This window comes from Cedecea selenatireducens (genome assembly GCF_042138895.1).
In the GTDB taxonomy this organism is placed as follows: Bacteria; Pseudomonadota; Gammaproteobacteria; order Enterobacterales; family Enterobacteriaceae; genus Cedecea; species Cedecea selenatireducens.
In genome coordinates this window covers 195,420-208,507 of sequence record NZ_JBHIKW010000001.1, presented here as the reverse complement: position 1 = coordinate 208,507, position 13,088 = coordinate 195,420, and the positions used below count along the sequence as shown (strand labels likewise).

The 13,088-nt window shown below is 53.7% G+C and carries 16 protein-coding genes; 11 read left to right on the top strand and 5 right to left on the bottom strand.

The genetic code is table 11. The annotated features are described in order from the left end of the window. The first annotated feature begins 37 nt into the window (after nt 1-37). From tsaB to rnd, 4 genes are all read left to right on the top strand, one after another. Complete coding sequence (gene tsaB, locus ACE38U_RS00970) at nt 38-733, top strand: tRNA (adenosine(37)-N6)-threonylcarbamoyltransferase complex dimerization subunit type 1 TsaB (RefSeq protein WP_038482116.1); 696 nt, start codon at nt 38-40, stop codon at nt 731-733. 42 nt (nt 734-775) lie between these two features. Further along, nucleotides 776-1,366 carry a Slp family lipoprotein gene (locus ACE38U_RS00965; protein WP_038482119.1) on the top strand — a complete coding sequence of 197 codons (591 nt, stop codon included), beginning with the start codon at nt 776-778 and terminating at the stop codon, nt 1,364-1,366. A gap of 200 nt (nt 1,367-1,566) precedes the next feature. Further along, complete coding sequence (gene fadD / locus ACE38U_RS00960; protein ID WP_144244073.1) at nt 1,567-3,252, top strand: long-chain-fatty-acid--CoA ligase FadD; 1,686 nt, start codon at nt 1,567-1,569, stop codon at nt 3,250-3,252. A gap of 69 nt (nt 3,253-3,321) precedes the next feature. After that, on the top strand, nt 3,322-4,443 hold the full coding sequence (gene rnd / locus ACE38U_RS00955; protein WP_375528986.1) for a ribonuclease D: 1,122 nt from the start codon (nt 3,322-3,324) through the stop codon (nt 4,441-4,443). Nucleotides 4,444-4,584: 141 nt separating this feature from the next. On the opposite strand, the gene minE is transcribed toward rnd, so the two are convergent. The 3 genes from minE to minC are packed head-to-tail and all read right to left on the bottom strand — an operon-like array spanning nt 4,585 to nt 6,411. Beyond that, nucleotides 4,585-4,860 (bottom strand): cell division topological specificity factor MinE, encoded by a 276-nt coding sequence (minE, locus tag ACE38U_RS00950; RefSeq protein ID WP_008454068.1) that lies wholly within the window; start codon nt 4,858-4,860, stop codon nt 4,585-4,587. Between the two features lie 3 nt (nt 4,861-4,863). Next, nucleotides 4,864-5,676: a septum site-determining protein MinD gene (minD, locus tag ACE38U_RS00945; protein ID WP_375528985.1), complete on the bottom strand. Its 813-nt coding sequence runs from the start codon at nt 5,674-5,676 to the stop codon at nt 4,864-4,866. 24 nt (nt 5,677-5,700) lie between these two features. Then, nucleotides 5,701-6,411, bottom strand: a complete 711-nt coding sequence (gene minC / locus ACE38U_RS00940; protein ID WP_038482134.1) for a septum site-determining protein MinC — start codon at nt 6,409-6,411, stop codon at nt 5,701-5,703. A 126-nt stretch (nt 6,412-6,537) separates the two neighbouring features. On the opposite strand from minC, the gene ACE38U_RS00935 reads away from it, so the two are divergent. The 6 genes from ACE38U_RS00935 (at nt 6,538) to ACE38U_RS00915 (ending at nt 9,807) form a co-directional block, all read left to right on the top strand. Next, nucleotides 6,538-6,813: a YcgL domain-containing protein gene (locus ACE38U_RS00935; protein ID WP_375528984.1), complete on the top strand. Its 276-nt coding sequence runs from the start codon at nt 6,538-6,540 to the stop codon at nt 6,811-6,813. A 75-nt stretch (nt 6,814-6,888) separates the two neighbouring features. Beyond that, the gene (locus tag ACE38U_RS00930) at nt 6,889-7,950 is read left to right on the top strand and encodes a lytic murein transglycosylase (protein WP_375528983.1); all 1,062 of its coding nucleotides are present in this window, start codon (nt 6,889-6,891) and stop codon (nt 7,948-7,950) included. Nucleotides 7,951-8,040: 90 nt separating this feature from the next. Next, nucleotides 8,041-8,700, top strand: a complete 660-nt coding sequence (locus tag ACE38U_RS00925) for a fumarylacetoacetate hydrolase family protein (protein ID WP_038482143.1) — start codon at nt 8,041-8,043, stop codon at nt 8,698-8,700. An 88-nt stretch (nt 8,701-8,788) separates the two neighbouring features. Continuing rightward, entirely contained in the window at nt 8,789-9,235 is a 447-nt protein-coding gene (gene ycgN / locus ACE38U_RS00920) for a cysteine cluster protein YcgN (RefSeq protein ID WP_375528982.1), read from the top strand. Between the two features lie 53 nt (nt 9,236-9,288). Beyond that, a complete protein-coding gene (ymcF, locus tag ACE38U_RS22415; protein ID WP_071843000.1) occupies nt 9,289-9,543 on the top strand; it encodes a cold shock small protein YmcF in 255 nt (84 codons plus the stop codon). Nucleotides 9,544-9,567: 24 nt separating this feature from the next. Further along, a complete protein-coding gene (locus ACE38U_RS00915) occupies nt 9,568-9,807 on the top strand; it encodes a putative hemolysin (RefSeq protein ID WP_176981427.1) in 240 nt (79 codons plus the stop codon). 48 nt (nt 9,808-9,855) lie between these two features. Here ACE38U_RS00915 and dsbB read toward each other — a convergent pair whose 3' ends face one another. Further along, complete coding sequence (dsbB, locus tag ACE38U_RS00910) at nt 9,856-10,386, bottom strand: disulfide bond formation protein DsbB (RefSeq protein WP_038482151.1); 531 nt, start codon at nt 10,384-10,386, stop codon at nt 9,856-9,858. Nucleotides 10,387-10,531: 145 nt separating this feature from the next. Beyond that, nucleotides 10,532-12,097, bottom strand: a complete 1,566-nt coding sequence (gene nhaB, locus ACE38U_RS00905) for a sodium/proton antiporter NhaB (RefSeq protein ID WP_176981428.1) — start codon at nt 12,095-12,097, stop codon at nt 10,532-10,534. Nucleotides 12,098-12,325: 228 nt separating this feature from the next. Here nhaB and fadR point away from each other — a divergent pair, with 228 nt between their 5' ends. Continuing rightward, the gene (gene fadR, locus ACE38U_RS00900) at nt 12,326-13,045 is read left to right on the top strand and encodes a fatty acid metabolism transcriptional regulator FadR (protein ID WP_038482156.1); all 720 of its coding nucleotides are present in this window, start codon (nt 12,326-12,328) and stop codon (nt 13,043-13,045) included. Nucleotides 13,046-13,088 lie beyond the last annotated feature (43 nt).

The following is a 13,088-nucleotide window of genomic DNA, read 5'->3' as shown; positions in this document are numbered from 1 at the left end:
TTTTTTGACCTTATCTCCGCCAGAGGTTGGCAAGTCCATGCGAATTTTAGCCATCGATACCGCAACAGAAGCCTGTTCTGTTGCTCTGCAAAACGACGAGGCGTCCTACGCCCATTTCGAACTCTGCCCGCGCGAGCATACGCAAAGAATTTTGCCCATGGTGAGGGACATCCTGAACCAGGGCGAAATTACTTTGTCTGATGTGAACGCACTCGCCTACGGGCGTGGGCCGGGCAGTTTTACCGGCGTGCGAATTGGTATCGGCATTGCACAAGGGCTGGCGCTGGGCGCTGAGCTGCCGATGATTGGTATCTCAACGCTTGCGACGATGGCGCAGGGCGCATGGCGCCGTACCGGGGCAACCCGGGTTCTGGCCGCCATAGATGCTCGCATGGGCGAAGTCTACTGGGCCGAATATCAGCGTGACGAGCAGGGCGTGTGGCACGGCGAAGAAAGCGAAGCCGTCCTCAAGCCGGAAGACGTTGCCGGTCGGTTGAAACAGCTTAGCGGCAGCTGGGCTACAGTCGGTACAGGCTGGCAGGCCTGGCCTGATATGGCGCAGGATAGCGGACTTCTGTTGCAGGACGGTGAAACCACGCTGCCCGAAGCAGAAGACATGCTGCCGCTGGCGCTGCAGGCTTTTAACGCCGGAAAAACCGTCGCCGTGGAACACGCCGAACCGGTCTACCTGCGCAATGAAGTGACCTGGAAAAAGCTTCCTGGCAGAGAGTAATACCCACCGCTCCGAACGGAGTGGAGGTTAAGGAGATGAGGTATGGCTGTTTGTAATGTCAAAAAATGCAGCTGGCTGCTTGCAGCCGCCGCGGCGTTGGTGCTGAGCGGCTGCGTGAGCGTGCCGGACGCCATCAAAGGAACCTCGGCGACGCCGCAGCAGGATCTGACGGTCGTCATGAATGCTCCCCAGCTTTACGTTGGGCAGGAAGCACGTTTTGGCGGCCGGGTGGTGAACGTGGATAACCTGAAGGGGAAAACCCGGCTGGAAATTGCCACCGTCAGCCTGGATGAAGGTGCCCGCCCGGCGCTGAATGAACCTTCTCACGGGCGTATTTATGCCGACGTGAACGGTTTCCTGGACCCGGTTGATTTTCGTAATCAGCTGGTCACCGTTGTGGGGCCAATCACCGGCACCGCAGAAGGTAAAATTGGCCAGACGCCGTATAAATTCATGACCATGCAGGCGACAGGGTATAAGCGCTGGAACGTGGTTCAGCAGGTTGTGATGCCACCGCAGCCCATAGATCCGTGGTTCTGGGGCGGCCCATACCCGTACCGTCATCATTATGATATGTGGGGCGGCTGGTATAATCCGGGGCCCGCACAGGTACAAACCGTCGTAACCGAATAATCTGTTGTTTTTAAATATTTTCAAACAGCGGCCTGGCCGCTGTTTGTTTTTATCCAGGACGGATGAAAAAATTTAGTGATGCGCTTCGCAACCTTTAATCAGGCTAATTAATAAACTGGTACGCTGAGTTAATATTATGTTAACGAAATGTGTAGCCTGGGGTTGTGATGACGACAAATAATAATTTCAGAGGTGGATCCTTGAATAAGGTTTGGCTTAACCGCTACCCGGCCGACGTTGCGGCTGAAATAAATCCCGATCGCTATCAATCCCTGGTTGATATGTTTGAACAGGCCGTCACTCGCTATGCCGACAAGCCTGCGTTTATCAATATGGGGGAGGTGATGACCTTCCGTAAGCTGGAAGAGCGCAGCCGTGCATTCGCCGCTTACCTCCAGCAGGGCCTGGGGCTGAAAAAAGGCGACCGCGTTGCGCTGATGATGCCCAACCTGCTGCAGTACCCGGTGGCGCTCTTTGGCATACTGCGTGCCGGAATGGTGGTGGTTAACGTTAACCCGCTTTATACCCCACGCGAGCTGGAGCACCAGCTGAACGACAGCGGCGCCAGCGCGATTGTCATCGTGTCGAACTTTGCCCACACGCTGGAAAAAGTGGTCGATAAAACCCAGGTGAAGCACGTGATCCTGACCCGCCTGGGAGACCAGATCTCCGGCCCGAAAGGCACGCTGGTTAACTTTGTCGTCAAATACATCAAGCGGCTGGTGCCTAAATACCATTTGCCAAACGCTATCTCCTTCCGCCGCGCGCTGCAAAGCGGCTACCGCATGCAGTATATCAAGCCTGAAATTATCAACGACGATTTGGCCTTCCTGCAGTATACCGGCGGCACGACCGGCGTGGCGAAGGGCGCGATGCTGACGCACCGCAACATGCTGGCCAACCTTGAGCAGGTGAGGGCGGCCTATAGCCCGCTGCTGCATGAAGGCAAGGAGCTGGTGGTCACCCCGCTGCCGCTCTATCATATTTTTGCCCTGACCATTAACTGCCTGCTGTTTATCGATATGGGCGGTCAGAACCTGCTGATTACCAACCCGCGCGACATTCCGGGCCTGGTAAAGGAACTGGCGAAATATCCTTTCACCGCCATGACCGCCGTGAACACGCTGTTTAACGCCTTGCTGAACAACAAAGAGTTTCAGCAGCTGGACTTCTCAAGCCTGCACCTCTCCGCGGGCGGCGGCATGCCGGTTCAGCACGCCGTGGCTGAACGTTGGGAAAAATTAACCGGGCGCTTCCTGCTGGAAGGCTACGGCCTGACGGAGTGCGCGCCGCTGGTCAGCGCGAATCCGCATGACATGGATTACCACAGCGGCTCTATTGGCCTGCCGGTGCCGTCTACCGATGTGAAGCTGATTGATGATGAAGGCAATGAGGTTCCTCCTGGCGAGCCCGGTGAGCTTTGCGTTAAAGGGCCTCAGGTGATGCTGGGCTACTGGCAGCGCCCGAAAGAGACCGATGAAATTCTGAAAGACGGCTGGCTGCGCACCGGCGACATTGCGGTGATGAACGACGAAGGCTTTATGAACATCGTTGACCGTAAAAAAGACATGATCCTCGTTTCCGGTTTTAACGTTTATCCCAACGAAATTGAAGACGTGGTGATGCAGAACGAAGGCGTGCTGGAAGTTGCGGCGGTTGGTGTGCCTGCCGGCGTAAGCGGTGAGCACGTCAAAATCTTCGTCGTGAAGAAGGACCCGGCCCTGACGGAAGAAGCGCTTATTGCCTTCTGCCGCCGCCAGTTAACCGGCTATAAAGTGCCGAAACTGATAGAATTCCGCACGGAATTGCCAAAATCCAACGTCGGGAAAATTTTACGACGAGAACTGCGTGACGAAGCGGGCAAGACAGGCAACAATAACGCCTGAGCTCCAAGTCACTCGTCCTGATGCCGGTTCGCCGGCATTTTTTATGGGCGCAACCTAAGAGAACTGAATTTGACTTACCAGATGATTACTACCGATGAAGGGCTGGCCGCAGTTTGCCAGGCCGCTCGTCAGTTCCCCGCGCTGGCGCTGGACACCGAATTTGTCCGTACGCGAACCTATTACCCGCAACTGGGGCTGATCCAGCTTTATGATGGCCAGCAGGCCTCGTTGATAGACCCGTTAGCTATTAGCGACTGGTCGCCGTTTAAAGCGCTGCTGCAGGACCCTGATACGGTTAAATACCTGCATGCCGGCAGCGAAGACCTCGAAGTCTTCCTGAACGCCTTTGGCATGCTGCCAGACCCGTTTATCGATACCCAAATTCTTGCGTCATTCACCGGGCGTCCGCTCTCCTGCGGCTTTGCGACTATCGTGGAGTCCTATACCGGCATCGCGCTGGATAAAAGCGAATCCCGCACTGACTGGCTGGCACGTCCGTTAACAGAGCGGCAGTGCGATTATGCGGCTGCAGACGTGCTCTATCTGCTGCCCATCGCTGAGAAGCTCATGTCCGAAACCGAAGCGGCCGGCTGGATCAACGCAGCTCTCGACGAGTGCCAGCTGATGTGTGCCCGTCGCCGTGACCAGCTTGACCCGGAAGAAGCCTGGCGCGAAATTGGCAATGCATGGCAGCTTCGTACCCGCCAGCTGGCCTGCCTCAAGAAGCTGGCCTCGTGGCGCCTGCGTAAAGCGCGTGAGCGGGATATGGCGGTAAATTTTGTCGTGCGCGAAGAGAACCTCTGGCAGGTGGCTCGCTATATGCCGGGATCGCTCGGGGAACTGGACGCTCTTGGTCTGAGCGGCAGCGAAATTCGTTTCCACGGTAAAGCGCTTATCGCGCTGGTCGCGGAGGCGCAGGCATTGCCTGAGAGCGAGCTGCCGCAGCCGCTGCAGAACCTGGTGGATATGCCGGGCTACCGCAAAGTCTTTAAGGCGATTAAAGCGCTGGTGCAGGAAGTGAGTGAGGCAAAAGGGCTGAGTGCAGAATTACTGGCATCGCGTCGCCAAATAAACCAGCTGTTAAACTGGCACTGGAAATTGAAACCTCAGCACGTTGAGCCGGAATTAATTAGCGGCTGGCGCGCCGAATTAATGGCAGAGGCGTTAACTAAACTGTTGGCAGAATACTAATAGTGTTTCGATACCTGGGAATAATTACAGTGTTATTCACAGGGTGAAATATATTGGCGGTAGGTCAACGAGAAAGATCTTAATAATCGTTAAGGCTTCGAGTAAAAATAAAACCCCCTGACATAAGCAGGGGGTTTTTATTCACGCAGATTTACTGGCTTCTTCCGCTTCCGGGAGCGTGACGTTCAGCTCCAGAATCGAAATATCCCCATCTCGTTGCTCAAGCTGAACGCTGACCATTTCAGGATCGATTTGCACGTACTTGCAAATCACGTCGAGAATGTCTTTGCGCAGCTGAGGCAGGTAATGCGGTTCAGCATCGCTACGGCGACGCTCAGCAACGATAATCTGTAAACGCTCTTTCGCGATGTTGGCGGTGTTCTTTTTTCGTGACAGAAAAAAGTCGAGTAGTGCCATAACTTATCCTCCGAACAGGCGTTTCAGGAAACCCTTCTTCTCTTCTTCAATGAAGCGGAAAGGGCGTTCTTCACCGAGCAGGCGTTCCACGGTATCGGCGTAGGCTTTGCCCGCGTCAGATTCACCGTCAAGAATAACCGGCTCGCCCTGGTTGGACGCGCGCAGCACCGACTGGTCTTCCGGGATAACCCCAACCAGAGGAATGCGCAGAATGTCGAGCACGTCTTCCATGCTCAGCATATCGCCCCGGTTGACGCGGCCAGGGTTGTAGCGGGTGAGCAATAAATGCTCTTTAATCGGGTCTTCGCCGTTTTCAGCGCGGCGTGATTTCGACGACAGAATGCCGAGAATACGGTCTGAGTCACGCACCGAGGAAACTTCCGGGTTGGTGGTGATAACCGCTTCGTCAGCAAAGTACAGCGCCATGAGCGCGCCGGTCTCGATGCCCGCGGGCGAGTCACAAACGATAAATTCGAAGTCCATGTTTTTCAGGTCTTCAAGCACCTTGGCCACGCCTTCGCGGGTCAGGGCGTCTTTATCGCGGGTTTGTGAAGCGGGCAGGATATAGAGCTGTTCGGTGCGTTTATCGCGGATAAGCGCCTGGTTCAGCGTGGCATCGCCCTGAATAACGTTGACGAAATCGTACACGACGCGGCGTTCGCAGCCCATGATCAGGTCAAGGTTACGCAGGCCAATATCGAAATCAATAACGACGGTTTTTCTTCCCTTTTGGGCCAGACCCGTGGCGATGGCCGCGCTGGACGTGGTCTTACCGACGCCCCCTTTACCCGATGTAACAACAATAATGCGTGCCATAAAGGATTTCCTTGTTAAAAGGGCTTAATACAAAGATTGAACGGAGAGCGCACCACCCGCCAGATTAAGGCGAGCCGCTTTTCCATAATAATCGGCTGGGATCTGCTCACTCAGCCAGTACTCGCCCGCTATAGAGACAAGCTCTGCTACCAGGTTAGTACAAAATATTTGTGCATCACGATCGCCGTTTGCACCAGCCAGCGCACGGCCACGCATCATGCCGTAAATATGAATATTACCATCTGCTATCAGTTCTGCACCGGCGCTGACGTGATTGGTCACAATCAAGTCACAGTTTGGCGCATAAATGCGCTGGCCGGAACGGACCGGGGTATCAATTAAACGCGTTTTTGTGACCGGGCTAACATCCGGCGCGGCAACGACCACGGGCTCAACGGGCGCGGCTTTCGGCGCTCTGGCAATCTTTTCTTTCCCTTCGGTCAGCAAGGGCAGGCCAGCACGCTCAATGTCAGCTTTTAACGCTTCATCTTTACAGCCGCTGATACCCACCACGCGCAGGCCGGTTGCGGTGACGGCCTGTTGTACTTTCTTCCAGTTGACGGAACCATCGAGACTGGCGACGTTAACGACCACCGGGGCATTCTTTAAGAATGCGGGAGCCTGGGCGATTTTATCTTCCAGTGCCTGGCGAATAACCTCAGGTTGTGCATCATGCAAATGAACCACAGATAAGGTAAAACTGCTGCCCTTTAACTCGATTGGCGTGTTTGACATCCTGGCCTTACTCAATTCAGTTTCAATCCCCACAATTGTGGGACGATATTCCGAAGTACACCAGGCATGTTATAGTCCAGCTTATATTCAGGCAAGCCACTCGCTGGCGAAAATAGAGTAAAAAAAATGTTTTGTGTGATCTACAGAAGTACCAAACGCGATCGGACTTATCTTTATGTCGAAAAAAAAGACGATTTCTCCAAAGTGCCGGAAGAACTGATGAAAGGCTTTGGTAAACCGGTGCTGTCGATGCTTCTGCCGCTGGATGGCAGCAAAAAACTGGCCAATGCCGATTTGGATAAAGTTAAACAGGCATTGGAAAATGAGGGGTATTATTTGCAGATCCCACCTCCGATAGAAAGTTTGCTGACCGTGCACCTGGAAAAGAGTCCTAAAAAATAACTTTAGGACTGACGGTAAATCTTTTCCGGGCATTAAGCCTGAAGATGTGCAAAACACATTATTGAGGGAAAGACGATGAAATATTCAGCATCCAGGTTGACCCTCAGCGCCTTAATACTCGCCAGTATTACCGGTTACATTTCTCATGCAGAGGCGGCTCCTGCGGCCGTCGCTGCATCTCAGACCAAACTCTCTGAAGCGACCACGCTTGCAGAGCAGGGGCGCGATCCCGCTGAATTTCCTGCCTATGTTGAACAATTAAAGAAAGAAGCCAGAGCTAAAGGCATCAGCCATGCCACGCTGGAGAAGGCCTTTGCCAATATTCATTTTGTCGATCGGGTCATTAAATCTGACCGTAATCAGCTGGAAAAGAAAATTACGCTTGATGACTATTTAAAGCGTGTCATCACGCCGGCCAAAATTAAACAGGCCCGCAGCCTGGCTAAACAGCACCAGGCCGAACTGGAAAGGGTTAGTGCAAAAAGGGGTGTCCAAAGCCGTTACATTGTCGCCCTGTGGGCGATGGAGAGCAATTTCGGCAAACTTCAGGGCAAAGAAGATGTGATTTCTGCTCTGGCGACGTTGGCCTTTGAGGGACGCCGTGAAGCCTTTTTCACCAACGAGCTGATGGCGGCGCTGAAAATCATCCAGCGGGGTGACGTTAGCGCCTCACAGATGAAAGGTTCATGGGCGGGCGCGATGGGGCAAAATCAGTTTATGCCGAGTTCGCTGCTGCGCTACGGCAAAGACGGTGATGGCGACGGTAAAATTGATATCTGGAATAACACCCGCGATGTTTTTGCTTCCACGGCCAACTATCTGGCGATGGAAGGCTGGCAGCACGGCGGCGGCTGGGGCCTGGAAGTGAAACTGCCAAACGGTTTTAATCCTTCGCTTCTGGGCACAAAGCCAGGGCAAGGCAAGCGCGTTGCTCAATGGAAAAAATTGGGCGTTACCCTGCCCAACGGTTTACATCTCCCGGCATCGGCACAAAAAGGCTGGCTGGTGAAGCCAGACGATGGCCTGGGACGTTCGTTCCTGGTCTATAACAATTTCCGCACCCTGATGCACTGGAACCGCTCTTATTATTTCGCCATTAGCATCGGCAAGATGGCGGACGCTATCGCGAATAAATAAGGCACGCTTAGAAACACTTCCCCGGTATTCAGCAGCTATTTTTTTATCTAGTATCAAAGGCAGTTAACACAAACGACACAGAGGAAAGGCATGTATCAACATCATAACTGGCAGGGTGCACTGCTGGATTTTCCGGTAAACAAGGTAGTCTGTGTTGGCAGCAACTATGCCAAACATATTAAAGAGATGGGCAGCGCGACGCCGGACGAACCGGTGGTGTTTATCAAGCCCGAGAGCGCATTGTGTGACATTCGCCAGCCGCTGGCGCTGCCGCAGGAGTTTGGCTCTGTACATCATGAAGTGGAGCTGGCAATCCTGATCGGCGCCACCCTTAAGCAGGCAAGCGAAGAGCACGTCCTTAAGGCGATTGCCGGTTATGGCGTCGCGCTGGATCTGACGCTGCGTGACCTGCAGGCTAAGCTGAAAAAAGCAGGCCAGCCGTGGGAAAAAGCGAAGGGCTTTGATAACTCATGCCCAATCTCCGGTTTTATCCCTGCGGCGCAGTTTACGCACGATCCGCAAAACACGCCTCTTGAGCTGAAAATCAACGGGGAAGTTCGCCAGCAGGGCAATACCGAAGATATGATCCACAAGATCGTGCCGCTGATTGCCTACATGAGCAAATTCTTCACTCTGCGCGCGGGAGATGTGATCCTGACCGGAACGCCGGAAGGCGTGGGCCCGCTGCACGGTGGCGATGAGCTGGAAGTGAGCTTTGCCGGCCACAGCCTGAACACGCGCGTTTTGTAAACAATTTGCCGCTTCAGGGCGGCAAAACTTGCATCCGGGTGTCAGACTGTTTATAAGGTGCGCTTAATTTTTAAATGCAGGAACCGTTATGACACCCACTCCTTTTTGGCAAAGTAAAACTCTCGACGAAATGAGCGACGCCGAGTGGGAGTCATTATGCGACGGCTGCGGTCAGTGCTGTCTGCACAAGCTGATGGACGAAGATACCGACGAGATCTACTTCACCAACGTCGCGTGTAAGCAGCTCAATATCAAAACCTGCCAGTGTAAGAACTACGTCCGCCGCTTTGAATATGAGCCGGACTGCATCAAGCTGACCCGTGATAACCTGCCTACCTTCGAGTGGCTACCGCACACCTGTGCTTACCGTCTGCTTGCCGAAGGCAAACCGCTGCCGGAATGGCACCCGCTGATGACCGGCTCAAAAGCGGCAATGCACGGCGAACGTATTTCCGTGCGTCATATCGCGGTGAAAGAGTCGGAAGTTCGCGACTGGCAGGACCATATCCTTAACAAACCCGAGTGGGCGGACTAGCGCTTTTCGGTAATGCCTGGGGATGAAAATAAATCCTTCTTATAACTCATTTTGTGATAGGATGGATTTTCAATAACCAAAATAAGAGAGTTTTTATCCTGAATTTAATATTCCAGTGTCCGTCATGTGGCGGATCGCAGTATCGCACTTCCTCCTACGATGTCCGAGAATCAAATCCCCATGGCGCAGTCTGTATCTTTTGCAAATCCGCAATGCAGGTTTCCGCTCATCGTCCGTTAAATGCGACCTTCTCCGGTTTTAGCCCACTGGCGCAACAGTCTTTGGCTTCTGCTCAGCCGCGCTGCTAATATTCCTTCTTTAAAGGAGGAAAAATGCAAAAACTAACGACTATTATAGGCATACTGCTGCTCAGTGGCTGTGCGACCGCAGAGCGCGAAGCGCCGAAGCCACCGCATAGCGTGGGCATGGCAAACCCGGCATCGGTTTACTGCCTGGAGAAAGGTGGTAAATCAGTTAGCGTGAAAACGCCTGAAGGCGAAAGGGCTGACTGCCTGCTGCCGGGCGGAGAACGAATCGACGAATGGGCGCTTTACCGCCGCGATCATTCATAAAAAATAACCCACCGAGAGGTGGGTTATTGCTTTCCGTAATGCGCTAAATTAGCGGCCGAACAGGTCACGGCGTTTTGGTTTTAAGAACTGGGCAATCAGCACCAGCACCGCAATGACCAGCAACACGGCGAAGATCCCGAGCAGCCACTGCACCATATCCAGCGACAGGAATTCCCACTGACGAACGGAGCAGTCACCGCTAGCGACGAAGACCTGAGGCAGCCATTTGTCCAGCGGCAGCCAGCCTGGGAAACGGGCGAAGAAATCACAGGTCACGAACGGTGACGGGTGAAGCTGCAGCATGGTGTGATCCCATGCCAGCTGAACGCCTTTCCCTGCGCTGTACAGCCAGATAGCCAGCGCGCCGTAGCGCAGAGGGCTTTTGGGAGCAATCGCACCCACCAGGCCCGCACCCATCACGCCAAACAGCGCGCAACGTTCATAAATACACATCACACAAGGTTTCAGCCCCATAACGTGCTGGAACCACAATGCCACCATCTCAAGCGCAAAGGCCGTAAAGGCCAGAAGCAGCCATGCGGTGCGCCCAAGAGAGCATTGGTTTAAATATCGCAACATAATCAGTTTCCCTGCAGCATGCGTAGAATCGGCAGTGTAAACCAATTCCCTTTTTGCGCCAGTAGCACAGATGAAAATAACGTACTAATCGGATGTTTATAAGGAAAAAATTTGTAACGGGAAGCGGACTTCCCGTCAAATTACCTTAGTGTGGTACAACCAGTGTGTCAGGCGTGGTTAACCAGCCGCTGGCAAGCATCCATTCGGTGGCGGGCACCAGCGTGTACTCAACGCAAAGCAGGCCCACAAGCGTCAGAACGAGGGTGTACGGGAGCGCCATAATAACCATCCGTCCGTAAGAGAGGCGAATCAACGGCGCCAGCGCAGAGGTCAGCAGGAACAGGAAAGCCGCCTGGCCGTTAGGCGTCGCCACCGACGGCAGGTTAGTCCCGGTATTAATGGCTACCGCCAACAGCTCGAACTGTTTCATATCAATCGCGCCATGTTGCAGCGCGGTTTTCGCTTCGCTGATATAAACGGTGCCAACAAAGACGTTGTCAGAGATGGAAGAGAGCAGGCCGTTAAAGATGTAAAACAGCGACAGCTGGGCATGCGGGGAGGCATCCAGCACGTACTGAATTATCGGGCTAAACAAATGCTGATCGATGATCACCGCCACAATAGTGAAGAAAACGGTCAGCAGGGCGGTAAACGGCAGCGCTTCGGTAAAGGCCTTGCCAATCGCGTGCTCATCGGTCACGCCGCACAGCGAGGTCGCCAGAATAATCACCGACAGCCCGATAAGGCCGACTTCTGCCAGATGCAAAGCCAGGGCGACGATCAGCCAAACGCCGATCAGCGCCTGAATAAGCAGCTTCATTTTGTCCTGCTTCGTCCGTTTCTTCGCGCTTTCGGCATCGAAGTCATGCAGGATGCCGCGTACTTTTTCCGGCAACGTTTGCCCGTAACCAAGCACCTTAAAGCGCTCAAGAAGGACACAGGTCAGCAGGCCACAAATCAGCACCGGCACCGTTACCGGCATCATTCGCAGGAAGAAATCACCGAAATGCCAGCCGGCATTTTTAGCAATAATCAGGTTCTGCGGCTCGCCGACCATGGTCATCACGCCGCCGAGCGCGGTCCCCACGCCGGCGTGCATCATCAGGCTACGCAGGAAAGCGCGGAACTGCTCAAGGATCTCCCGGCTGTCGGTCTGAATATGGCTATCGTCCTGGACGTTGCCGTCATCCTGCGCCTCAGACGCCACGCGGTGATAGATGCTGTAGAAGCCAACGGCCACGCTGATAACCACTGCGACCACGGTTAAGGCATCGAGAAATGCGGAGAGAAACGCGGCGGCGACGCAAAAGGCCAGCGACAGCGCAATTTTTGAGCGAATGCCCAGCAGCAGTCGGGTAAATAACAGCAGTAACAGCTGTTTCATGAAGTAGATCCCGGCCACCATGAACATCAGCAGCAGCAGGACTTCCAGATTAGCCGCAACTTCCCCGCGAACGTGTTCGGGGCTGGTCATGCCGACCAACACGGCTTCAATGGCAAGCAGGCCGCCGGGCAGCAGCGGATAGCACTTCAGCGCCATCGCCAGGGTGAAGATAAACTCAATCACCAGCATCCAACCCGCGACAAACGGGCTGACAAACCAGAAAACCAGCGGATTAATCACTAAAAAGATAATCAGCGTAAGCTTGTACCAGTCAGGTGATTGACCCAGAAAATTGCGGTACAGCGCCCGCCCGGAGGACATTTCCATCGTAAAATTACCGTTATCCGTTGTATTATGTTGATGTTTAATAATATAGCCCTTCAGGGTACTCGTATAAGGCTCACGCGATCAAGCCGCAGGAAATCCTGAGTTAAGGCATTAATCGTCAAAATTCAACGCCGATCCCGCATTTGCACGTCGCCCCCGCTATCTGGCGTGCATGGCATCTGGTATGATGAGTCCAATTTGCAAAACCTGAGTAATGGAAATCTTACTATGGTCATTAAGGCGCAGAGCCCAGCGGGTTTCGCGGAAGAGTATATTATAGAAAGTATCTGGAACAGCCGTTTTCCGCCGGGGTCTATCCTTCCGGCAGAGCGTGAATTATCAGAACTTATTGGCGTGACGCGAACCACATTACGTGAAGTGCTTCAGCGTCTTGCTCGCGACGGCTGGTTGACTATCCAGCACGGAAAACCGACTCGTGTTAACAATTTCTGGGAAACGTCAGGCTTAAATATCCTGGAAACGCTGGCTCGTCTGGATCACGACAGCGTGCCGCAGCTGATTGATAATCTGCTGTCCGTGCGGACCAATATTTCAACGATATTTATCCGTACTGCCCTTCGTCAGTATCCGGATAAATCGCAGGAAGTGCTGGCCACCGCCAACAAGGTTGAAGATCACGCCGACGCGTTTGCCGAGCTGGATTACAACATTTTCCGTGGCCTGGCGTTTGCGTCCGGTAACCCGATTTATGGTCTGATCCTTAACGGTATGAAAGGGCTGTACACCCGTATCGGGCGTCACTACTTTTCAAACCCAGAAGCTCGCAGCCTGGCGCTGGGCTTCTACCACCGCCTGGCGGAAATCTGCCAGCAGGGGCTTCACGATCAGGTCTTTGATACCGTGCGTAATTATGGCCGCGAGAGCGGCGAGATTTGGCACCGTATGCAGAAAAACTTGCCGGGTGATTTAGCGATGCACAGTCGCTAAGCAGAATAAAAAACGCTTCCTTCCGGAAGCGTTTTTTTTTCGC